Origin of the sequence: Oceanobacillus profundus (assembly GCF_003515705.1) — a bacterium.
In the GTDB taxonomy this organism is placed as follows: domain Bacteria; phylum Bacillota; class Bacilli; order Bacillales; family Amphibacillaceae; genus Oceanobacillus; species Oceanobacillus profundus.
This window is the reverse complement of the sequence record NZ_QWEH01000019.1, coordinates 40,195-63,717: the sequence shown is the minus strand read 5'-3', so window position 1 is coordinate 63,717 and position 23,523 is coordinate 40,195. Positions and strand designations below refer to the sequence as shown.

The window sequence follows — 23,523 nt, the reverse complement described above, 5'->3', positions numbered from 1 at the left end:
TGAAATAGTGCACAACTATTATTTTTTAAATTAAACAACAGTTAAATGATAATATAATGTATTACGAAAAACAACTCATTTGAAGTTAGATGGAAAGGTTTTCTAAACTACCGGATTAGCTAATTTGTCTGTATGATTGATTATCTATCAGCGCTCACGATGACTCATAATTTCAATCTCTTGTAGGGCCTGTGTTGCTAATTGATCAGCCTCACGGTTCATTTTCCGGGACACATCTTTATAAGTTGGGGCAATTCCAAGCTGTTCTAACTTTTGTTCAATCCGATTAATCCATGCTGCTAGCTCCTTTTCATAGCATGGCCATTCCCCATCCAACTGATGAATGACAACCTTTGAATCTCCAACAAATGTTACTGGTAAGTGGTGCACACCTAATAGCTCTAATTCAGTTAATCCTAAATGAAGCGCCGCATATTCTGCTTCATTATTATTTATAAGGCCTTCCACCAAAGCATTTTTTCTTATCCGATAGGCCTTTTCATTTTGCTCATAGTAAATGGCACAGCCAAGACCTGCTTTATCTGTCTTCAAGTCAAATCCACCATCAAAATAGACAGTTATATCATGCGGTTCCGTTTTAATTTCTTCCATGTATTTCTTTAATTGCTTATAGGTCCAGCTTCTATCATTGCTATCAATAAATGTTAATTGCTTGATTCTTCCAATTTTCTCCATGTCTTCAGCAATGATGACGGCTTGTCCAGCTTGCATCATATCTGAGCTAAGCATCGTCTCTAATCCCTTTTTTGTACGATATGTTAATTCCATTCTCACTTGCAAAGATAAACCCCCCTTTTTACTTGGATATAAAACAAAATAAATGACATAAAATCTGAATAAAACACATTTAATGAATGAACCTCTCATTCATATTATTTTATATTGTATCCTAAAAATACACATATCTTAGCAACACCACAAATTTGTTTTAATAATAACAAAAATGTATTTAATAAAACAATTGACAAAACTATAAAATTTATGCAAAATGGATTTAACAACTGAATATTCGTTATTTTCTTATCCAGAGAGGTGGAGGGATTTGGCCCTACGATACCTCGGCAACAGGCTTTTTTAAGTACTGTGCTAATTCCAACAAGCATTAATGCTTGGTAGATAAGAAGAGTAAAGTGAATAATACATACATGACCTCTTCTTTTCGGAAGGGGTCTTTTTATGTTTTCCCACCTTTTCTTATCACCACGAATACAATTTTCCACTAATGACAGCTTCAAAGGAGTGAATTAAAAGGTAGTGAAGAAAATGAAATGAGGTAATTGCTACTTTTAACGATAAAGGAGGACAGAAAAATGAGTTTATTAAGTGCTCTTGAAGAAAGGATCCTTATTGGTGACGGTGCAATGGGAACGTTGCTGTATTCATACGGCGTTGACCGTTGCTTTGAAGAATTGAATTTAACACATGAGGAACAAATTACCCGTATTCATCGATCATATATTGAGGCGGGATCCGATTTAATCCAAACCAATACGTACGGAGCAAATTACATTAAGCTTGCTCGTTATGGCTTAGAAGATCAAGTTAAAAAAATCAATACCAAAGCAGTGGAACTTGCTAGAAAGGCTGCTAAAAAAGACACTTTTGTTCTCGGAACTATCGGAGGGATACATGGCGCACAAGCATTAAATGATACAAAAGAAGAAATCAAACGAAGCTTTCGAGAACAGCTATATTGCTTACTGTTAGAAGGTGTAGATGGCCTTATTTTAGAAACCTATTACAATCTTGATGAGCTATTAACCGTATTAGAAATTGCCCGAGAAGAAACAACAATACCGATTATCACAAATGTCTCCATGCACGTACCAGGTATTCTTGAAAATGGTATCCAGCTAAAGGATGCTTTACAACGTCTAGAAGATACGGGTAGTAATATTGTTGGCGTCAACTGTCACTTAGGTCCATTTCATATGCTGCAATCATTAAAAGATGTTCCATTGTTAGATAAGACATTCTTAGCGGCTTACCCAAACGCTAGTCTGCCAGCTTATCACGAGGGCAAGCTCGTTTACGAAAATAAACCTGACTATTTCACTCGATGCGCCGAAGATTTTCGCAATGAAGGTGTTCGCTTGCTTGGCGGTTGCTGCGGAACAACCCCTGAGCATATCAAAGGATTAGCGCAAGGAGTTCGTAATTTAAAGCCATTAACGGAAAAGAAGATTATTAGAAAGCCTTCCCCTATTGAAGTAACACGTAATCAGACGACTAAAGAGACCCCTTTAGTCGATATCGTAAAGAAAAGACATTCCATCATCGTTGAGCTAGATGCTCCGAAGCATCTGCAAACAGACGCATATATGGAAGGCGTGAAGGCATTAAAGAAGGCTGGTGTCGATGCAATTACATTAGCTGACAACTCGTTAGCATCACCAAGAATTAGCAATATTGCGATCGCCGAAAAAATAAAACAAGAGGTTGGGCTAAGACCTCTCGTTCACTTAACTTGCCGCGATCGTAATTTAATCGGGCTGCAATCCCATTTAATGGGACTCGACACGTTAGGGATTCATGAAATTTTGGCAATTACGGGAGACCCAACGAAAATCGGCGACTTCCCAGGTGCCACTTCTGTTTTTGATGTAACATCGTTCGATCTAATTAAACTAATCAAGCAATTTAATAAAGGGCTTTCCTTTTCTGGTAATTCCTTACGACGGAAAACTTCTTTCAAAGTTGGTGCAGCTTTTAATCCAAATGTGGCTCATCTTGATAAGGCAGTCAAACGAATGGAAAAAAAGATTAGCTATGGTGCCGATTATTTTCTAACACAACCGATCTTCAATAAGGAGCAAATCATACAGCTGCATGAAGCAACAGCGCACATCCAAACACCTATTTATATAGGAATTATGCCGCTGACATCAACAAGAAATGCTGAATTTCTCCACAATGAAGTACCAGGAATTAAATTAAATGACGATGTTAGAGATAAAATGCGCTTTGTCTCGAACGATCGAGACAAATCGATTGAACAAGGGATTTCAATAGCAAAGGAACTTATTGATGTATCCTTACGATATTTCCATGGTATCTATTTAATTACACCTTTCGCACGTTATGACATGATTATTCGTCTTATTGAATATATCCAGGAAAAAGTCCCCAAAAGTAACTTCGAGGAGGTGTTGTCAGCAACCCCGCACTGCCTATAGTAAGAATTAAGATGAAAACAAATGAGGAGGAAATGAAATGACAAATGTGATTAGCTCAAACTTAGGTTACCCAAGAATCGGGAAGAAAAGAGAATGGAAGCGCGCCTTGGAAGGATACTGGAATAAGCAATTATCCGAAAAGGAACTTTTAGAGGAAACTGATGCCATTAGATTCGCAAACTTAAAAAAGCAAAAAGAAATTGGTATCGATCTTGTACCGGTTGGCGATTTTACACTATACGATCACGTCCTAGATACTTCCGCTATGTTCGGTGTTGTACCAGATCGTTTTAACTATGATGGTGGAAAGATTAACCTCGAAACATATTTTGCTATTGCTCGCGGTACAGAAAATGCGGTCGCCTCTGAGCTTACGAAATGGTTTAATACAAACTATCATTATATCGTTCCAGAGCTTGAAAATGTGACACCAACGTTAACAGAAAATCTCCCGCTAAAATTCTATAAAGAAGCAAAAGAAAAGTTAGGAATCGATGGGAAGCCTATCATTTTAGGTCCAATTACATACCTAAAATTATCAAAAGGATACGAAGAAAATGATTTCTCTAACGTCTTGCAACGCTTTATACCTTTATATGTCCAACTATTAAAAGAGTTAGAGGAAGCCGGTGTCTCTTGGGTACAAATCGATGAACCGATTTTAGGAACTAATCTATCAAAAGAAGTTATCCAAAAAGCAAAACAAGTTTATGAGCAATTTCATAATGCAGCACCTAAATTAAAGCTAATTTTACAAACCTATTTCGAGCATATTATTCACTACGAAGAAATTATCGAGTTTCCTGTTCAAGCAATCGGACTTGACTTTGTCCATGGAGAGTCGCTAGAGCTTATTAAACAATTTGGATTCCCAGAAGATAAAGTACTCGCAGCCGGGATTATCAATGGGCGCAACGTTTGGAAGGCTGACTTGGAAGCTAAAACCGACCTGCTCGAAACAATCTATCAAGCTGTTAAAAATAAGCAAATCATTATCCAGCCTTCCTCATCATTATTACATGTTCCAGTCACGAAAGAATCTGAAGCACAACTTGATTCCAATGTGAAGAATGGTCTGTCCTTCGCGAATGAAAAGCTTGATGAAATTGTAACACTTACAAAGGGATTACAAACTGGGAAACAGACAATCGTCCAAGAACTAGCTAGAAATAATAAGGAACTTGAACAGTTTAACCATTCTACACACAGAAATAATGAAATTGTTCGAAAGGAAGTCGAAGCACTAGGAATTACGGATGCACAACGTTCCTTACCATTCGCTGAACGAATTAAGAAACAGCATGAGGTCTTGCAATTACCATTACTTCCGACGACAACTATTGGCAGCTTGCCACAAACCCAGGAAGTTAGAAAAACAAGAACAAAATGGCGTCAGGGAACAATTACAGAAGCTGAATATGAACAATTTATTAGAGCTAACATAACAAAATGGATCCATATCCAAGAGAAAATTGGGTTAGATGTACTTGTACATGGCGAATTCGAACGCACAGATATGGTCGAATACTTTGGAGAAAAGTTAAACGGCTTTGGTGTGACAGAATTCGGATGGGTCCAATCCTACGGTTCACGATGCGTAAAACCGCCATTGATTTTTGGTGATGTTTCGTTTGACACAGCGATGACTGTAAAGGAAAGTATTTTCGCGCAATCCTTAACAGACAAACCTGTAAAAGGAATGCTCACTGGTCCAGTAACTATTCTAAATTGGTCTTTTGTCCATGACGACGTTCCAAGAGAAACGGTGCAAAACCAAATCGCTCTCGCTCTACGAAAAGAAATTAAAGCACTTGAGACAAGTGGAATTAAAATTATTCAAGTTGATGAACCAGCATTACGTGAAGGGCTTCCACTAGATGAAAAAAAACAAAAAGCGTATTTAGATGCTGCAGTATATGCATTTCGCTTGGCAACATCTTCTGTTCAAGTTCAGACACAAATTCATACCCATATGTGCTACTCTGAATTCCAAAAAATCTATGATGCAATTGACGGTCTTGATGCAGATGTTATCTCAATTGAAACCTCACGTAGTCATGGTGAAATTATATCTGCCTTTGAGGAAAATACGTATGAGAAGGAAATCGGACTTGGTGTCTATGATATCCACAGCCCACGTGTTCCAGATAAAAATGAAATCAAACAAAATATTAGCCGAGCATTAAAAACGATTCCTACAGAGCAATTCTGGATCAATCCGGATTGTGGATTGAAAACAAGAAGCGAGGATGAAACAGTTGGAGCATTAAAAGCGATGATCCATGCTGCAAGGGAAATTCGCGAGGAACAATTGACTTTTCAAAAATAGCATCCAGCCGATTCATTACATTCAAATCCAAAAGCCCCTAAACGCAAATTAGCGTTTAGGGGCTTTATCAACTATTTCTCATTCGTTTTTAGACATATTTTGAATAAAACGCAATCCACCATTACTGCATCACAAATCTTGTCCTGCTATAGCCTTCTTTCATCTTTTTAACCTCCAGCATTGCAGGGAACATGCTTTTCAGCTCCTGCACATGGGATATAACACCAATCATTCTACCTGATTGCTGTAGGGCAACCAAAGTGTCAATTGCCTTTGTTAACGACTCTTCATCTAATGAACCAAAGCCTTCATCGATAAACATTGTATCAATCGAAATATTGCCTTGAAAGCTTTGAATAACATCAGACATGCCAAGCGCAAGTGCAAGGGATGCATTAAATTTCTCTCCCCCTGATAATGTTTTAACATCGCGGGTTTGCCCGGTGTACGCATCATAAACATCCAGTGCTAGTCCACTTTGCTTACCATGTGATTCTTGGCGATCACTTCTCGTTAGATAATATTGACCATTTGATAGCTCTCTCAATCTCATATTGGCTGCATCAATGATTTGTTCTAAATATTCGATTTGTAAATAGCGTTCAAAGGAAATCTTCCGATCGTTTTGCCCTCTGAGCACATCATATAATTCAGATACTGCAGCTAACCGTTTCTCATGCTCTTTCACATGGCTCTCCGCTTCCATAATATGAACCTTCAAATCAATTGCTCCTTGATAGCTATCTTTTGAACGATTCCAAGTACTTAAAGCAAGCTCGTATGCTTGTTTTAATTCATCTAGTTGCTGCTTGAGGGCCGTTAAATCGATTCTTGATTTTTCTTTTAACACCTCTTTCAAATCAGCGACCTGTTCAGTTAACGTAGATAGACTTTGTTTAAATTGATCAATCTCATTTTTCAATATCTGTTGATCTGGCGGAGACATTTTCGCCTCTCGATATACTTCAATAGACTCGAACCCAGCATTTAGCATTGCTTCATGAAACTGATTCTCTGCTAGCTGCCTTTTCTTGTTCGTTTCGTTTAGCTGTGTTTTTGCATGCGTTCGATTTGCAGTAACGCTTGTCTGCTCTTCTTTCGCCTTTTGCAATCCAGATTGAGCTTGTTCCCACTCTTTCTCTAGCTTTACTTTCATTTCTCTTGTTTCTTTTAATTGTTTCTCTAGCTCTGTTAGTACCTTCACTTCATCTGGAATATTACGTAAGCGTTCTTCATAAACTGCTTTTTTCGATTCATAAGAAGTTACCAAATCTTGATATACTTTTTCAAACTGATCTCTTTTTGGTTCTAATTGTTTAATTTCAATAGCTATATTTTCTTGAATCTCTTTTTGTTCCTCTAACTTCCTGCGTTTTTTATCCAATTCCGTTACGTCAGACGCTAGCTTTTTCCCTTCTTCTACTAATTGTTCAAAAATGGACGAAACAGATTCAAGAGGTATCGTGCATTTCTTTATTTCTGTTTCCTTTTCCTGTAACTGGGATAGTTTTGCCTTTAGATCAGCTAAAGTATTCCGATATGAATCATCCTTTATGTCTAAATCTTTTTTCAATGTTTCCAGTTGCTCTTTCGTAAAGGCGTCCTTCTCCATCGTCGCTTTATTCGGATGTTCGATACTCCCGCAAACCGGGCAAGCTTCTCCATCATGCAAATGATTTGCCAACACAATTGCTTGATTAGCAATCCACGCTTCTTCTTGGCGCTGATACTGTTCCTTCGCTTTTGAAAAATGCTCTTTTTTTAGTGTAACAGCTTTTTCCAGCTCATCTTTTTGCTTTGATAGATCAATATAACCTTGCAGCAGCTTTGCACGTTCCCTCATCTCGAGCAGTTGCTGCTTCTTATCATGATATTGGTTTACAGCCTCCTCAAGCTGCTTGATTTGAATTTGACATTTTTCTGCCGCTTCTTTTTTGGTTTTAATCTCTTTTCTGATTTTTTCCAAATCAGCTCTAGTCAGCTTTCCCTCTCGAACAAGCTGATCTAATTCACCCTTTTGCATGTCGATATCTTTTACAATAGGTAGATAATCCGTTAATCGATCTAGTTTTTTTCCAGTTTCTTCTCTTACATCTTTTTTATTTTCCGCTTCCTTATAATAGGATGTCGCTTGCTCAAGTTTTGTATCAGCATGCTTCTTAGCTGCTTCTGCATTTTCTAATACACGTTTTTTTTCAGCTGCTTCTTTTTGCCAATCCGAGACCTGCTTTTCATAAATTTCAATCGTACTAGCTCGTCCTGCCGCTTCCAACTGTTTTTCTTTTGCAGCGAATACTGGGACTTGCTCTTTTTGTTGCTTCAGACGCTTTTCTTTTACATCCAATTCATCAAACCGCTCATTTAGTGCATGTGCTTCATGGAAAGCATTTTGCTTCTCATCGTGTTTGCGATACGCTGCATCATAGGCTTTTTCATCAATCTCGATTTGCCTAAGATAATAATCAGCTTCCACTTCCAGCCCTGCAACTATTTGTTGTGTATGGTAATGTTCTGCTGATAAAACATTAGTTAAAAGAGAATCCTCACGTTCTGGCAATACCGAATAAATCGTAGTTATATAGTGATCAAGCGTCTGCCTTACTTGGTTATATTGCTGCTCCACTGTGTTTTTCTTATTTTTCAGCAACTCACTAAGATGTTTATAGTGCTCTGTTTTAAAGAGCCTTCGTAATATAGCTTCTTTATTTTCTGTATCCGATGTTAGCAGTTTACGGAATTCACCTTGTGGCAGCATAACAATTTGTTTAAACTGGTCTTGTGTTAATCCTATAATCGCTTCTACCTTTTTATTTATTTCAGAAACGATTTGTCTATCAACACATGGAATCTCTTTGTCGTCTATTTTTTCAAAGAACTCATAACGTTCACCTGTTTTTGATTTGTTTCCTTTTTTCACATGACCTAACTGCCGGAGTATGCGATACACACGTCCGTTTAAGGAAAACTCCAATTCTACAGCTGTATGGGTATTATCATCGGCAAAATCACTGCGCAATGCCTTTATATCTTCGCGATCCGAACCACTTGCACTGCCATATAATGCAAAAGCAATGCCATCAAAGATTGTTGTTTTCCCCGCACCAGTATTACCAGATATAACAAATAAATTCGTCTTATCCAGCTCTCTAAAATCTACGGTTTCTGTATTTTTATACGGACCAAATGCCGTCATTGTTAACTTTAGTGGCTTCAACTGGTTTTTACTCCTTTCTGCTGTATCGCCTTAATTCGTTAGAGATGCTTTCTGTTTCGGTATTACTTTTGTTTCACTTGCATCCTTTAGAAGTTGATCTAATGTTTCTTTAAAAATAGCTTCCATTTCTTCTGTTGCACGATTACCTTTTACTTCATTATAAAATGCCTGAAAAAGATCCATGTCACTCATCTTGCTTCGATTAATAGAACGATCTTCTGCCTGCGCAAGAGGTGTGACAGAATAGTTTTTACGTTCCACATGCATCGCGTTCGGATAGACAGATCGCACCTTTTCCATCGGCGACAATACCGGAGTCTCATCCAATAACCGAACAAAAACATAATCTTGATTTATTGGGTGATTTAATAAATCATCTATGTATGCTTCAACGGTACGAATGTCTCTCCGCGGTTTCAAGAGACGTTTTTCAACTGTGGCATTTCCTAAAGAATCCATCTCGACAATATGAAATCCTTTTTTATGATGCTCCTCGGATAAAGAGTATTTTAAAATCGATCCAGCATAACGAATTTTCTCATCCATTACATAATGAGCCTGATGCAAATGCCCTAATGCCGTATAATGAAATGGCATATAGTGTTCACTAGCAACATATTCTGCACCACCAATTGAAAGCGGCCGCTCCGAATCACTTGTATTTTCTTCTTCTTTCGCATAGGGAGTCACAAACGCATGACCAACAGCAACATGTCGGGCATTGGCATCCATCTGCATGGTAATTTGTTCGATAATCTTTTTTGTTGCGTCATCATGTGTTCGGATATCCTCATCTTCCAAAACATTCCTTACCACACTTGGGTCGCAGTACGGAATGAGATGAAAATGCACCTCTCCAAATTCGTCTTCTAAAACAACTGGTTCTATATGGTTTGTCAGATTACCGACAATATGAAAACCATGATGTTTCATTAAACTGCTCCCAAAATTCAACCTGCTCGGACTATCATGGTTACCTGCTATCGCGATTACAGGTGTTTTTAATCGATGCACAATTGTCTCTAAAACTTCGTCCAATAAGTGAACTGCTTCAATTGGCGGAACCGCTCGATCATATAAATCACCTGCGATAATGACTGCATCTGGTTTTTCTTCCTCCACTGCTTGAATAAGTTGTTCTAATACATAACGTTGATCTTCGGTCATATAAATTCCCTGGACAAGTTTTCCTAAGTGCCAATCCGCAGTATGAAAAAACTTCATTGTATCTCCCCTCTCCAGTACACTAGATAAATAATCTGCTTGCACTTAATCAAAAACTACTAAATTCTTCTGTTTTAATAGTATTGATTACTACTATAATAAGAGAAAAGGAACTTAGCCCCTTTCACAAAATATCGAATCTAAATCTATAATGAGTATACTGCTCTTCTTCCATTGAATCAATGTTAGGAAGCCTGGTCATAATTCATATTTCTACCAGCTATATTTAGTAGATTTGCGAATTTCGAAACTATTATCCGATTAAATTCTTTGTTTTGATGTGGAATTTAGCTATTAAAATAAATTCTATTAAAGTTAAAACTTTTTGAAAAAGTAGAGTTTAGACTCGCATGCAGCCATTGTGTTAATGAGTAAACCTATTCGATTCGGTTGCTCAATTTACTTCCTGCCTTTCCCGGATGCACTAGTCATGCTCTGACACAGCCAGAACGAACACAAATAAATAACCCCGATACACGAATCGTATCAGGGTTATAAACTATTTACTCATTTTTATATCCCCTTGCTTGGCTCGTTTTAAAAAGCTGGCAAGGATTATAGCTACTGCGATAATAAAGGTCGAAATAAAGAATGCATCATTAATTCCACCTAGCATTGCTTCTAAAGCTATTTGTTGCTGCACCTCCGAAGTCGGACCGCCTACTACTGCCTCAGTTAAACGGTTTGCATACACATTTTCTCGAATTGACATGATCGTTATTAACAATGCAGTTCCAATCGCTCCAGAAACCTGATTCAGCGTATTATTCATCGCTGTTCCATGCGGGTAATATTCAGCAGGCAACTGATTTAAGCCGTTCGTAGATACCGGCATCATAACCATGGATAGACCTAACATACGCATTCCATGCAGTGCCATTAACGTAATGTAACCTGTCTCAAACGTTAAGTTACTAAAGCAATACGTTGTAATTGTCATAATCGATAAACCAACAAGCGCCAGTACTCGCCCGCCATATCTATCAAACAGTCTACCTGTGATTGGTGACATAAATGCATTCAGAAGAGCTCCCGGTAATAGCATTAACCCCGTATCCATTGGCGAAATCCCACGAATCGTTTGTGCATAGATCGGTAACAAAAGAAAACCAGAAAACATTGCAATATTAACGACCATCGATATGATGGATGCCAACGTAAACATGGGATATTTAAACACATTGAAATTTAACATGGGCTTCTCAAGCTTTGATTGACGAAGGATAAACCAGATAAGCGCAATAACCCCAAGGATAATTGTTCCATATACCTGTAAGCTATCCCAGCCCTTTGATCCAGCAGAGCTAAAACCGTATAATAATCCTCCGAATCCAATACTGGACAAAATTAAAGAAAGAATATCTAACGTAATAAACACTTTTTCTTTCTTATCCTTTAATAGAAAAAAGCCGAGCAAAAATACAACAGCAGCAATTGGAGTTATAAAATGAAATAGCATTCTCCAATCATAGTGTTCAATAATCCAACCAGAAAGCGTTGGTCCAATTGCTGGAGCAAACATTAAAATCAAACCGAAGACTCCCATTGCAGTTCCTCGTTTAGCGATTGGAAAGCTTATTAACATAACATTCATTAATAATGGCATCATAATTGCGGATCCAGATGCCTGAACCATTCGCGCAGCCAGCAAGATCGGGAATGTATGCGCAATACCTGCAATTAAAGTTCCACAAAAAAACAGACCCATTGCAACTAAGAACAATCGGCGAACAGAATATTTTTGAATTAAAAAAGCTGTCGTTGGAATCAATATACCATTAATTAACATATACCCCGTCGTTAACCACTGGACGACAGATGTACTTACATCAAGGTCTAACATGATAGATGGCAGTGCAACATTTAGCAGTGTATTATTTAAAAATGAAATAAATGCACCAACCATAAGTATTGCTAAAATACCATACTTTGGCCGGTCATTATGATTGATTGATGGTTCCATAAATTCTTCTCCCTTACATTAAACTATACATTGATCACCCGAATTTTTCTAATGACATAAATCATATCATATACCTTTAGTCCACATAATACAAATAAATTTTTTATTGTCTTTATCAAGTTTATGAACCGATTCATAATTCATTCAATTTTTAATAGACTATGAGTCTAGTATGAAAATACAGCTAAATTAGAAAAAAACTTTCCTTCATTAATAGTGGGAAAGTTTTTCATTAGCTAACCGCAAAAATATGGAGCACATTTTTGCAATTAAAGCAACTATTTTTAATACCTACGTGTCCAAAATTTGCCTATCTCCACCAAATCTACAAATCTTCATGAACATTTTGTGAAGCATTTCTCATACTCTTGTATTTTTATCGTTTGCGTACTATTATATAGGACGATAATTGTGTTTACCTTTATATTGGCGCAAAAAAACAGATAATTTAACAGAAAGGGGTATATACATGAAACTTAAATGGACCCTACTAACATTCATTTTCACTATAGCTACAGTGTTAACAGGTTGTGAGCCATTACTTGTCTTAGATCCAAAAGGACCACAAGCTGCAACGACTGCTGATGTTATATGGTTATCCATCATTACTATGGCATTCATTGTTATTACCGTACTTGTATTACTTATCATTATCCTAGTAAAATACCGCGCATCTAAACAGGATGATGATTATGAACCACCACATATTGAGGGGAATCCTATTGTCGAAGGAATTATTGTTGGTATTCCAATTTTAATTGTTATCTTCTTATCTATCGTTTCTGTTGTCTCAACATACCAAGTTGAAACAGTACCAGAAGGATATGAGGATCAGGAACCGTTGGTGATATATGCTTCTTCATCTAACTGGAAATGGCATTTCAGCTATCCAGAGCAAGATATTGAAACAGTCAATTATGTATTTATCCCAACAGATCGTTCCGTCCAGTTCAAGCTTTACTCACATGGTCCAATTACAAGCTTTTGGGTACCGCAGTTAGCCGGACAAAAATATGCGATGGCAGACATGGTAACGACAATTAATTTAGCGGCTGAATCAGCTGGAGAGTTTATGGGTAGAAATGCAAACTTTAGTGGTGAAGGTTTTGCTGAAAACACATTTAACGTTATCGCAATGCCGCAAGATGAATTCGATACTTGGGTAGATGATATTCATGCTACGGCTGATCCATTAACAGAAGATATATTCAATGAATTATTAGAACCTGGTCATCTAGGTCAACTTGCTTTCACTGGAACACATTTAGAATTTTCACCACCACCTGAGGGTGAGCATGGTGGGCATAATCACGGTTCATCTGATGATACGGAACAATCCGAGGATGAACATGATGATTCAGAACACGATCATCATTAATTGAAAGACTACGAACAAAACAGCTAGATTACTAATCTAAATGTACTTGAACTTCTCGAAAGGAGTAACAAACATGGAATTTTTTGAAAGATTCGCTATACCCCATCCAGATCCAATGATCTATGCATCTATGGTTGCAATTGTTCTTGTTTCCATCGCAATCGTTGCAGGATTAACTTACTTTAAAAAATGGGGCTATTTATGGAACGAATGGTTAACAACAACTGACCATAAACGAATCGGGATTATGTATTTGATTTCCGCTTTAGTCATGTTATTCCGTGGTGGTGCGGACGCTGTCATGATGCGTCTTCAGCTTTCTAGCCCGGAAATGGAATTTTTAAACGCTCAACATTATAATGAGGTTTTTACAACGCACGGAGTTGTAATGATCTTCTTTATGGCAATGCCGTTCGTTATTGGTTTAATGAACTACGTTGTGCCACTGCAAATTGGTGCTCGTGACGTTGCTTTTCCGCGACTAAACGCACTTAGCTTTTGGTTATTCTTTGCCGGAGCAATGCTATTTAACATATCGTTTGTTATCGGTGGATCACCTGACGCTGGTTGGACCAATTACTTCCCACTAGCAAGTAATGAGTTTAGCCAATCTGTTGGTGTTAACTATTACATGTGGGCTCTTCAAATTTCTGGAATTGGTACACTAATGACAGGAATTAACTTTGTTGTAACGATTTTCAAAATGAGAGCTCCTGGTATGAAATTAATGAAAATGCCAATGTTTACATGGTCAGCTCTAATCACAAATGTTATTATTGTATTTGCTTTCCCAGTGTTAACTGTAGCGCTCTTAATGGGAACGTTCGACCGTCAATTCGGTACATCATTCTTTGCAACAGGTAATGGTGGTATGGATATGTACTGGGCCAACCTTTTCTGGGTTTGGGGCCATCCAGAAGTTTACATTTTAATTCTGCCAGCATTCGGTATTTACAGTGAGATTATTTCGACCTTCTCACAACGTAACTTATATGGGTATAAATCAATGGTAGCTTCCATGGTACTAATTTCCCTACTCTCATTCTTTGTATGGGTACACCATTTCTTTACAATGGGACAGGGAGCATTAACTAATAGTATCTTCTCGATTACAACAATGGCAATCGCCATACCAACCGGGATTAAGATATTTAACTGGCTCCTAACGATGTGGAAAGGTAAGATTAGGTTCACCGTTCCAATGCTTTATTCAGTAGCCTTCATCCCACTTTTCACAGTTGGTGGAGTAACTGGAGTAATGCTTGCAATGGCAAGTGCTGACTATCAGTATCATAATACGATGTTCTTAGTAGCTCACTTCCACAATACAATTATTCCTGGTGTTGTTTATGCGATGCTAGCTGGTCTTACGTATTGGTGGCCAAAAATGTTTGGCTTTATTCTGAACGAGCGAATTGGAAAATGGGCTTTCTGGTTTAATGTTGTCGGCTTTGTTTTAGCTTTCTTCCCGATGTACATCACTGGATTAGACGGGCAAGCTCGCCGTATGTACACATACTCAGAGTCAACTGGATTCACTCCATTGAATATGCTTTCGTTTGTAGGAGCAGGTTTAATGGCAATTGCATTTATCCTGATCGCCTATAATATTTTCTATAGTATTAAAAACTCACCTAGAAACGTTGGTGACGATCCATGGAACGCACGTTCATTAGAATGGGCAACGCATAACCCGGTTCCTGAATACAACTTTGCAATTGAACCTGAAGTAAATTCCAGTGAAGCATTCTGGGATCATAAGAAAAAGAAACATACTTTATTCAAAGGTAAAATCGATAAAATCCATATGCCAAATAATAGTGGTATTCCAATTATAATGGCAGGTATTTTATTTGTATTTGGATTCTCGTTCGTCTTCAGTATTTGGCCGGCTGTTATCATTGCTGCCATTGCCTTCTTCGCATGTATGATGTACAGCTCATTCGAAAATGATCAGGGACGCTATATTTCTGCTGACGAAGTGAAGGAAACGGAAGAGAAATTTGGAGGTGCTTCGAAATGAAGATAGATCACTCGCAACCTCTTGAATATAGCACACACAAAAATGAAATGAATATATTAGGCTTCTGGATTTTCCTGGGTGCTGAAATTATGCTTTTTGCAACACTATTTACATCCTATTTCATATATGAAAACAGATTTGGAAATGGGCCAAGCGGTGCTGAAATCTTTGAAATAACACCTGTTTTAATCGAGACAGTTGTACTCTTAACTAGTAGTTTTACAATCGGTCTTGCAATTAACGCCATGCGTTTAAACCGACCAAAAGCAATGTTGTGGTTCTTAGGTATCACACTCCTCCTTGGAGCGACGTTCCTTTCGGTTGAGATTTATGAATTTGTTCACTATTATCATGTAGGAGCAACATTACAAACAAGTGCATTTACTGGTATTTTATTAACAACACTTGGAACACACGGTGCTCACGTAACATTTGGATTGTTCTGGGGAATAGCTATCTTCTTGCAAGTTAAAAAGCACGGGCTAAATCCAGAAACAGCCAATAAATCATTTAATTACTCACTGTACTGGCATTTTCTAGATGTTATGTGGATTTTCATTTTCAGCTTCATCTACTTGAAAGGAATGATGTAACATGAAGGAATTATTTCCAATAAAGCAAGTCAATGGCTTTATCTTCTCATTGCTACTTACCGTAGTTGCGCTGAGCGTATACTTCATGGATATGTCATTTACCGCAGGCATGACTATCTTGCTTGTAACAGCTTTTGTTCAAGCAATTGTACAGTTCGTCCTGTTTATGCATGCTGGTGAGAGTGATGATAAGAGAACAATTTACACAACCTTATACTACAGTGCCTTAATTGCTTTAGTGACCATTTTTGGTTCATTACTTGCAATGGTATGGGATATGTAAAGCACAAAAGCAGAAGCGCCCGATTAGCGACGTACGGACTGCGCCCCCGTATTTTGGGGTGGTTCGGCTTGCCGAACATTGTTACGTAGAAGATAAAGGAAATACGGCGACCGTAGGGAGTCGATGTTGACTTTCACCACAAGGGTATAAGTGCGACTAACCCTCTGGCGCAGCCAATCGGCAAGTCTTCTTTTCGTTCGGAGGTGAAGGAAGTCTCACTAACGCTTTAGCGCTGGAGCTGGACGTGGCTGTTTCGGTAACTAAGTTATCTACAGCATTTAAATTTTATAGTTTCCCAAAGAAGCAATAGCAAAGCGAGCGTCTAATTATAGGCGCTCGCTTTTTCATTTACAATTTAATGCATTACAAAACGCTTCTCTTCCCCTCGCCAGGTTTGTGAATCATTTCTTCGGTCACAACGAGAAACGTACCCATTATCCATATAAACGCAGCACTCATGACTGTACCTACACCAATACCAACTAGCCCTTGGTAATCGCTTACATATACCCCGTAAGAAAATATGGCAATTCCAAGGAAAACTAACGTACCACAAATATATTTTACTGCATTCAACATTGCCGCATGTGTTTTCATTTGAAATGACCTCCCTTTGTATTTATTATTTACCACGTTCACATTTTTGTCAAACATTTATTTCTAATTTATGAACTTTTGTATTTGATATTGACAAAAATCCATGGATGCCTATTTTTATAAAAATCTTCACATACAAAAATAAACCGGGAGTATTACCTCCCGGTTATTATGACTGTTACACCACTGCCTTAATTAACAGCAGCGGTAGTGCTGGTTGTTTGGATTTGTTTCATTTGCTCAAATAGACTTTTAATCGTGCCAATTCCCACATTGTCATACTTAGCTAAAATAACCAATTCTTTGGGCAACTGCCCAACTGTGACCATTTGATCCTTACGCAGTTGTTTTAATAAACTTGGGAAACCTGAAAATATATCCTCATTTAATGCTAGCTTAGCCAGTTCCTCTGTTACAACGAGGTACTCTTCTTTGAAAAAGAAAAATAATTCGCCAGGACGATCTAACATAATTTCTCTTCTTTGTTTCTCTTCCTCGATAAAAACTTCTAATTCTTCAAATAGTATTTCTTCATTTTTAGCTTTGTAGCGTTTTACATGTGTTGAAAGCCCTTCTAGATTATTTGGAAGTTCACTCATGATTCGCGCTTGCTGCTCTGCACCAAGTCGAATCAAGAACATCTCTGAACGCTCAAAACGCTGCGGTAACAGAAATGCATCCCTAAGGAAATACGGGATTTCCAACTCCATCTTTTTATATACAAGCTTTCGAATTGTAGTAAAGCCTGGTGGTAGTGGATCAGAAGTTTCTTCTGCAACTGATTTCCTCTTTTCATCAGATTCAAGATTTTTATCATGCTTCCCTACCGAAGCATTTAACAACTGCTCCAATGCACCTAAACGAATTTCTATCTCTGAAATATCGTAGAATTCTTGTCCCTTCGCTGCTGGATCCTGGTATTCCGGAAATATAAATTCAATCGGTCCATATGTCTCCACATACCATCTTACAATTACATAAACAGCTTCCCATGATTGCAGCGCCTCTGAGTAACGGAATTTCCGTGTATCATGTGCAGCTTGATTTCCTAGCATTCGTACAGAATGTAAAGCATCCCGAACCTCTATTGTTATGTATCCATTATCATTTAGCGTATCAATTCTCTCGATTAGTGTCAGGCTTATTTTAGAAGGAAGTTCTTCCTCTTTCATTACAAGCAGCAAAATTGTTTCTACAAAAACCCTTGCATGTGTCAGCATTGTCCGCGGGCTGGCAAATATACTATGTTCAAGTTCTCTAGCAACAAATGCCAGCTCTTTATTCATCTGTTCCAAAAAATGATAATAATAATTGTCCATCTTCATTTTATGTTATCTCCTAGCTGTAAATATTCAAGTCAAACTATTATTTTACCACAGAACGAAAGCTATCTGCTTTATTTTTCTGCATCCATAGAAAAAACTACTTATCCAATTCGCATAAGTAGTTTTCCGATCTGCCCATTATTCAAAACTAAAGTGATGTCGCAGTTTAAAATAGATCGCTTGACATTCTCCATGATGACGAATATTTTCCAGCAAACCACTTATTAATGCCCTGCTTAAGCTTGGATTCCAAAGCTCTTCCTTCAATAAAGTCAGTGATTCTCTTTCAATTTCCCCTTCAACTTCGTCTAATGCATGGTCCATCAGCATCATCATTTCTTCTCTTGTTATTTCTTCATTTAATGGTTTTTTCATTAATTGAACGAAATCTTTAGTCAAAAATGGAATTGTTGTATATGCAGCTAATAAATTCGTTTTTTCAACGAGCGATTTGCAAAGTGTATCTAAATTAACTTGTAAATTAAGGAAGAAAAAAAGTTCTGAATATGTTTTCATGAAACCTTGAATACAATATACGAGATCGTATTTCATTTGTTCTACTTCATAACCGTATATTTTCTCCACCATATATAAAATGGACTCCTCGATTAACTGACTATAATAACGCATTTTTATTATCAATTCATCATTTAATGAATGTGCCTGTTCTTGAATAAAAATTTTCGCGAATTCAGAGTGCTCATAGTACGAGTCAAAACATAAGTGGTAAAATTCATATAAGAGTTTTTCCTTATCATCTTCACTTCTGACCAAGTAGTCAATGCTTGATACATATTTCATCATAAAGTGGTCAATTATAGCTAGAATCAGTGCATCCTTTGACTTAAACGATAAGTAAAAAGCTCCTTTTGAAATCCCGCAATGATCGGTTATTTGCTGAATCGAGGTTGCGCTAAAACCTTGCTTTGCAAAAAGCTCCAGTGCCTTATCCATAATTAGTTGTTTTTTTGCCACATTTTCCACTTCCTTTCCCGCTTCTAACATTGACAATTGACCAAGTAGTCATTATTATAAATAACGTAGTATCATAAGTCAAATAAGGGCAGGTGTAAAGGTGAAAGGTATTGTAAATTTTGTCCTGAAAAATAAACTGGCAGTATGGCTGCTGACTATTATTATTACTGCTTCAGGTATTTATTCAGGGACGCGAATGAAAACGGAGATGATTCCGGATATTAATATTCCTTACCTCATGGTGATGGATGTATATCCAGGTGCAACTCCAGAACAGGTTATGGATGAAGTTTCCATACCAATTGAAAAAGCAATTAACGGGCTTGAAGACATTAAGGCCGTTTATTCCAATTCATCATCTAATATCGCAAATATTCAAGTTGAATATGATTACGGAATTGATATGGATGAGAAAAAACGTGAACTGCAATCAGCACTGGATAATGTCACATTGCCAGATGATGCACAGGAACCAATCATCTCATCGATTAGCATGAACATGATGCCAGTCGTAGCATTAAGTGTCAGTAGTTCAACAGAAGATATTGTGGAGTTAACATCAACCGTTAACGACAACCTCCTACCAAAAATCGAAAAACTCGATGGTGTTGCATCTGCTACTATCACAGGGCAACACATTGAAGAGGTAGAGCTGACATATGATCAGGAATTGATGGCAGAGCTTGATATCACAGAAGATACTGTTGAGGAAATGATACAAGCTAGTGATATGGCTGTTTCTCTAGGGCTGTATGAATTTGAAGAAGGTGAACAGGCGGTAGCAGTAGATGGAAAGTTCATGACAGAAGATGAGCTTAAAGGAATGCTTATACCTGTTACACCATCAGAATCAAACCCTGCTCCATTTGTAGAACTAGGAGATATTGCAACTATCGAGACTGTTGGTAAAGTAGAGTCTGTCTCCCGTACAAATGGCGAGGACGCAATAGCAATCCAAATTGTCAAAGGTCAACAGGATAATACGGTCGACGTTGTAAATGAAGTAAAAGACCTAGTTGAAGAAGAAGTAGAAGCGAATGAAGGATTAATTATTGATGTATCCCTTGACCAAGGTCAGCCAATTCAGGATTCCGTCAATACTATGATTGAAAAAGCATTGTTCGGCGGCTTAATTGCTGTTTTGATTATATTACTTTTCTTGCGTGACTTTAAATCAACGATTATTTCCATTATCTCGATTCCAGTATCCGTATTTATGGCATTACTTCTGCTAAACTGGATGGATATTACATTAAATATTATGACGCTGGGTGCAGTCACCGTTGCAATTGGCCGGGTAATTGACGACTCCATCGTTGTAGTAGAAAATATTTATCGCAGGATTCATTTGAAAGAAGAAAAACTTTCTGGAAGAGCGCTTGTCCGCGAGGCAACCATAGAAATGTACAAACCAATTCTATCTTCAACCATCGTTACTGTTGCGGTTTTCGCACCACTTATTTTTGTCGGTGGGATGGTTGGCGAATTGTTTATGCCATTTGCATTAACCATGACATTTGCACTTCTTGCTTCACTAATCGTTGCGATTACAATCGTACCTGCACTTTCACATTTCTTATTTAAGAAAAAATTATATAGTGAAAAAACAGAAAGCCAGCATAAGGAACAAGGAAAACTTGCGAGAAGCTATAAAAAGGTTCTCGACTGGACACTAAATCATAAAGTGATTATGTCCATCGTATCAATACTATTGTTAGTAGGCAGCTTGATGCTGACACCACTAATCGGCTTCAGCTTCTTAGGCAGTGAAGAAGAGAAGGTTATGTACCTAACGTATACACCTGAAGCCGGCGAATTAATGGATGATACACTTGAAAACATTACAGAGGTTGAAGACGAATTATTAACACATGAAGATATCGATATTGTTCAGCTTTCTGTAAATGATTCAGAAACAGCAGATCCAAATGCAGCTATGATGGGCGGCGGAGCTGGCGGTGCATTAATGTACTTGATCTTCGACCCAGACATGGAAGATTTCCCGCAGGCACGTGACGAAATCTTAGAGTATGTCACAAACATCGATCAATCAGGTGAGTGGAAAAGCCAAGACTTCTCTTCTATGGGAATGGCAACGAATGAAGTAAGCTATACATTCTATAGCGAGGATTTAGATAATCTAACCGAAGCTGTCCACATGGTTGAAGAAGAAGTAGTTAAAATAGATGGAATTGATGATGTTTCGTCAAGTGCAGAGGATGCATATGTTGAACATGTATTAAAAGTAGATCAGCAAGACCTACTGCAATACGGCTTAACAACTGGTCAAATTGTTATGATGCTAAATACCTCGTCAACAAAGGATATCATCACAACAGTTGAAAAAGATGGCGAAACACTTGATGTTATCGTACAACAAGAGCAGACTTTCGATCCGCAGTCAATTGAGGAAATGCTGGATATTCCAGTTCCATTACAAATGGAGCCCGGAACAACAATTCCACTTTCGGAACTTGTAACGGTTGAAGAAGGAACAACGATGAATACACTATCACGTAGTAACAATGAGTACTACGCTACTGTTACCGGAACGATTACAGAAGATGATATTTCAAAAGCAACTGCTGACGTTGATGCAGCGATTGAAGAGCTCGACTTACCAAAAGGTGTAACAATGGGTGTCGCTGGTGTTGCAGCAGATATGGAAGAAACATTTACCCAGCTCGGTATTGCAATGCTTGCTGCAATCGCGATCGTTTACTTTGTTTTAGTTGTCACGTTTGGTGAAGGACTTGCACCATTTGCAATTCTATTCTCCCTACCATTCGCGATTATCGGTTCATTTGTCGGATTACTTATCGCTGGGGAAACCATTTCAGTTTCCGTTATGATGGGTCTCCTCATGTTAATCGGTATTGTTGTAACAAATGCAATCGTCCTTGTCGATCGAATCATCCACATGGAGCGAGATGGAATGGGATTACGAGAAGCTATTCTCGAAGCTGGAGCAACACGTCTTCGCCCAATCTTAATGACAGCTCTAGCAACAATGGGCGCATTACTTCCATTAGCATTTGGTAATGGCGGTGGCGGTTTAATCTCAAAAGGCCTTGGTATTACAGTAATCGGAGGTCTAGCAAGCTCAACCTTATTAACATTGCTTGTTGTACCGCTTGTTTATGAATTACTATCCAAGCTATTTAAGAAAAACCGCAAAGAAATCGAAGAAAACTAAGTTAAACCCTACAGGAATTTTGTCCTGTAGGGTTTTATTATTTTTCAATTGCACAAATGCTGATATGTTACAATCCTTTTGAATTTATAAACGCTATACTCTGTTACCCTAACTCCCTCTGTTGCTCATCTTCCATTTCTAGATGGCTTTCCTTTTCAATTTTTTTCATTCTAAATGGCGTAATGATTAGTACTGCAATAAGAACAAGCCCGAGATACCCAATCAGCGGATAAAAATAACTGACTAAGTGTGTAAATCCTGCAAAGCTTGCAACATATGCGACAATCATCGTTCCTATTAGGAATGGCTTATAACGTTTTGTTCCAACCTCTGCAAATCGTACGACAAATGAGAAGAACATACTGACCGCTGTATTATAAATCATTCCAAATATAACAATTGACATCACCACACCAAGTAGTGGCGATAAATTATTTACGATGCCCAGCATTGGCATATCTAAGCTGCCAACCTCTTCTATCTTAGCAAAAATAGCAAAGTGGCTAAGTAAAATTAAAACTCCTAGACCAAGCCCCCCAACTAGCCCACCGATTGCAGCTGTTTTTCTATTTGCTTCAGTCCCACCCATAACAATTGCCATTGATGCTCCCACTGCCGTATTAAAGGAAACATAATTAATTCCCGAGATAAACCAGTTCGGTAATGAAGTTGGCTGTTCCCTCGCGAGACTATCGAGAGCTGCGAACGATCCATCCAATGTTAGAAAACTATATACTGAAATGATTAAGACAAACAGTACTAGAAAAGGAGTAATACTCCCAATGATGGAAACAATCCGATCAACTTTTAACATCCCTGTTAAGATTACAAGCAACAACATCAAGGTTGTCCCAAAAACATACGGCATGCCAAATTGCTGATTTAAATTTGATCCTGCTCCAGCAATCATTACTACCCCTACTCCAAACAAAGTAAAAATAAGAATATAGTCAATAACCTTTCCAAGATATCGACCGCTTATATTATAGATTACCCCTTTATGAGATGTTGTTTGTGCACGGCTGCCCAACCAAACAAGCACCATCCCAACATACGCAAATAAAGCGCTTGCAATAATTGCACCAACAATACCCATAACTCCAAAGCTAGTAAAGTACTGTAATACTTCTTGTCCAGAAGCAAATCCTGCTCCAACAATCACTCCTATAAAAGCGCTTCCAATTTTAAGTGTATTTTTCATCGTGTCTCCCCCTTCAGATGTTTCC

Annotated in this window: 15 protein-coding genes and 1 riboswitch; of the genes, 7 read left to right on the top strand and 8 right to left on the bottom strand. The window is 37.9% G+C overall.

Annotated features, from left to right (window positions below):
- Positions 1-147: 147 nt before the first annotated feature.
- The gene (locus tag D1B32_RS20140; protein ID WP_095307437.1) at positions 148-801 is read right to left on the bottom strand and encodes a reverse transcriptase-like protein; all 654 of its coding nucleotides are present in this window, start codon (positions 799-801) and stop codon (positions 148-150) included.
- Between the two features lie 237 nt (positions 802-1,038).
- Positions 1,039-1,144: riboswitch (SAM riboswitch) on the top strand.
- A 187-nt stretch (positions 1,145-1,331) separates the two neighbouring features.
- On the opposite strand from D1B32_RS20140, the gene D1B32_RS20135 reads away from it, so the two are divergent.
- The gene (locus D1B32_RS20135) at positions 1,332-3,197 is read left to right on the top strand and encodes a bifunctional homocysteine S-methyltransferase/methylenetetrahydrofolate reductase (protein ID WP_095307438.1); all 1,866 of its coding nucleotides are present in this window, start codon (positions 1,332-1,334) and stop codon (positions 3,195-3,197) included.
- Between the two features lie 37 nt (positions 3,198-3,234).
- Positions 3,235-5,526 (top strand): 5-methyltetrahydropteroyltriglutamate--homocysteine S-methyltransferase, encoded by a 2,292-nt coding sequence (gene metE / locus D1B32_RS20130; RefSeq protein WP_095307441.1) that lies wholly within the window; start codon positions 3,235-3,237, stop codon positions 5,524-5,526.
- Between the two features lie 121 nt (positions 5,527-5,647).
- Here the strand turns inward: metE and D1B32_RS20125 are convergent, their stop codons facing one another.
- The 3 genes from D1B32_RS20125 to D1B32_RS20115 form a co-directional block, all read right to left on the bottom strand.
- Entirely contained in the window at positions 5,648-8,740 is a 3,093-nt protein-coding gene (locus D1B32_RS20125; protein ID WP_095307443.1) for an AAA family ATPase, read from the bottom strand.
- Between the two features lie 30 nt (positions 8,741-8,770).
- A complete protein-coding gene (locus D1B32_RS20120; protein ID WP_118890291.1) occupies positions 8,771-9,964 on the bottom strand; it encodes an exonuclease SbcCD subunit D in 1,194 nt (397 codons plus the stop codon).
- A 499-nt stretch (positions 9,965-10,463) separates the two neighbouring features.
- Complete coding sequence (locus D1B32_RS20115; protein ID WP_095307446.1) at positions 10,464-11,927, bottom strand: DHA2 family efflux MFS transporter permease subunit; 1,464 nt, start codon at positions 11,925-11,927, stop codon at positions 10,464-10,466.
- A gap of 469 nt (positions 11,928-12,396) precedes the next feature.
- Between D1B32_RS20115 and qoxA the strand changes: the two genes are divergently transcribed.
- The 4 genes from qoxA (at position 12,397) to qoxD (ending at position 16,204) form a co-directional block, all read left to right on the top strand.
- Positions 12,397-13,305, top strand: a complete 909-nt coding sequence (gene qoxA, locus D1B32_RS20110; protein ID WP_118890290.1) for a cytochrome aa3 quinol oxidase subunit II — start codon at positions 12,397-12,399, stop codon at positions 13,303-13,305.
- Positions 13,306-13,378: 73 nt separating this feature from the next.
- A complete protein-coding gene (gene qoxB / locus D1B32_RS20105; protein WP_095307449.1) occupies positions 13,379-15,328 on the top strand; it encodes a cytochrome aa3 quinol oxidase subunit I in 1,950 nt (649 codons plus the stop codon).
- Positions 15,325-15,921, top strand: a complete 597-nt coding sequence (locus D1B32_RS20100) for a cytochrome (ubi)quinol oxidase subunit III (RefSeq protein WP_095307450.1) — start codon at positions 15,325-15,327, stop codon at positions 15,919-15,921. The genes qoxB and D1B32_RS20100 overlap by 4 nt, the downstream gene beginning before the upstream one ends.
- Position 15,922: 1 nt before the next feature.
- Positions 15,923-16,204, top strand: coding sequence for a cytochrome aa3 quinol oxidase subunit IV (gene qoxD / locus D1B32_RS20095; protein WP_095307453.1), 282 nt, complete (start codon positions 15,923-15,925; stop codon positions 16,202-16,204).
- A gap of 363 nt (positions 16,205-16,567) precedes the next feature.
- Here the strand turns inward: qoxD and D1B32_RS20090 are convergent, their stop codons facing one another.
- From D1B32_RS20090 to D1B32_RS20080, 3 genes are all read right to left on the bottom strand, one after another.
- Positions 16,568-16,801, bottom strand: coding sequence for a hypothetical protein (locus D1B32_RS20090; RefSeq protein WP_095307455.1), 234 nt, complete (start codon positions 16,799-16,801; stop codon positions 16,568-16,570).
- Between the two features lie 191 nt (positions 16,802-16,992).
- Positions 16,993-18,126: a DUF4145 domain-containing protein gene (locus tag D1B32_RS20085; RefSeq protein WP_118890289.1), complete on the bottom strand. Its 1,134-nt coding sequence runs from the start codon at positions 18,124-18,126 to the stop codon at positions 16,993-16,995.
- 138 nt (positions 18,127-18,264) lie between these two features.
- Positions 18,265-19,101, bottom strand: coding sequence for a TetR/AcrR family transcriptional regulator (locus tag D1B32_RS20080; RefSeq protein WP_095307458.1), 837 nt, complete (start codon positions 19,099-19,101; stop codon positions 18,265-18,267).
- 100 nt (positions 19,102-19,201) lie between these two features.
- On the opposite strand from D1B32_RS20080, the gene D1B32_RS20075 reads away from it, so the two are divergent.
- Positions 19,202-22,297 (top strand): efflux RND transporter permease subunit, encoded by a 3,096-nt coding sequence (locus tag D1B32_RS20075; protein WP_095307460.1) that lies wholly within the window; start codon positions 19,202-19,204, stop codon positions 22,295-22,297.
- A 103-nt stretch (positions 22,298-22,400) separates the two neighbouring features.
- Here the strand turns inward: D1B32_RS20075 and D1B32_RS20070 are convergent, their stop codons facing one another.
- Positions 22,401-23,498, bottom strand: coding sequence for a YkvI family membrane protein (locus D1B32_RS20070; protein WP_095307462.1), 1,098 nt, complete (start codon positions 23,496-23,498; stop codon positions 22,401-22,403).
- Between the last annotated feature and the right edge of the window lie 25 nt (positions 23,499-23,523).

Coding starts and splice junctions, on each gene's coding strand:
- D1B32_RS20100 (WP_095307450.1), top strand. CDS start 15,325: ATGAAGATAGATCACTCGCAACCTCTTGAATATAGCACACACAAAAAT.
- D1B32_RS20070 (WP_095307462.1), bottom strand. CDS start 23,498: ATGAAAAATACACTTAAAATTGGAAGCGCTTTTATAGGAGTGATTGTT.
- qoxB (WP_095307449.1), top strand. CDS start 13,379: ATGGAATTTTTTGAAAGATTCGCTATACCCCATCCAGATCCAATGATC.
- qoxD (WP_095307453.1), top strand. CDS start 15,923: ATGAAGGAATTATTTCCAATAAAGCAAGTCAATGGCTTTATCTTCTCA.
- qoxA (WP_118890290.1), top strand. CDS start 12,397: ATGAAACTTAAATGGACCCTACTAACATTCATTTTCACTATAGCTACA.
- metE (WP_095307441.1), top strand. CDS start 3,235: ATGACAAATGTGATTAGCTCAAACTTAGGTTACCCAAGAATCGGGAAG.
- D1B32_RS20090 (WP_095307455.1), bottom strand. CDS start 16,801: ATGAAAACACATGCGGCAATGTTGAATGCAGTAAAATATATTTGTGGT.
- D1B32_RS20120 (WP_118890291.1), bottom strand. CDS start 9,964: ATGAAGTTTTTTCATACTGCGGATTGGCACTTAGGAAAACTTGTCCAG.
- D1B32_RS20135 (WP_095307438.1), top strand. CDS start 1,332: ATGAGTTTATTAAGTGCTCTTGAAGAAAGGATCCTTATTGGTGACGGT.
- D1B32_RS20115 (WP_095307446.1), bottom strand. CDS start 11,927: ATGGAACCATCAATCAATCATAATGACCGGCCAAAGTATGGTATTTTA.
- D1B32_RS20085 (WP_118890289.1), bottom strand. CDS start 18,126: ATGAAGATGGACAATTATTATTATCATTTTTTGGAACAGATGAATAAA.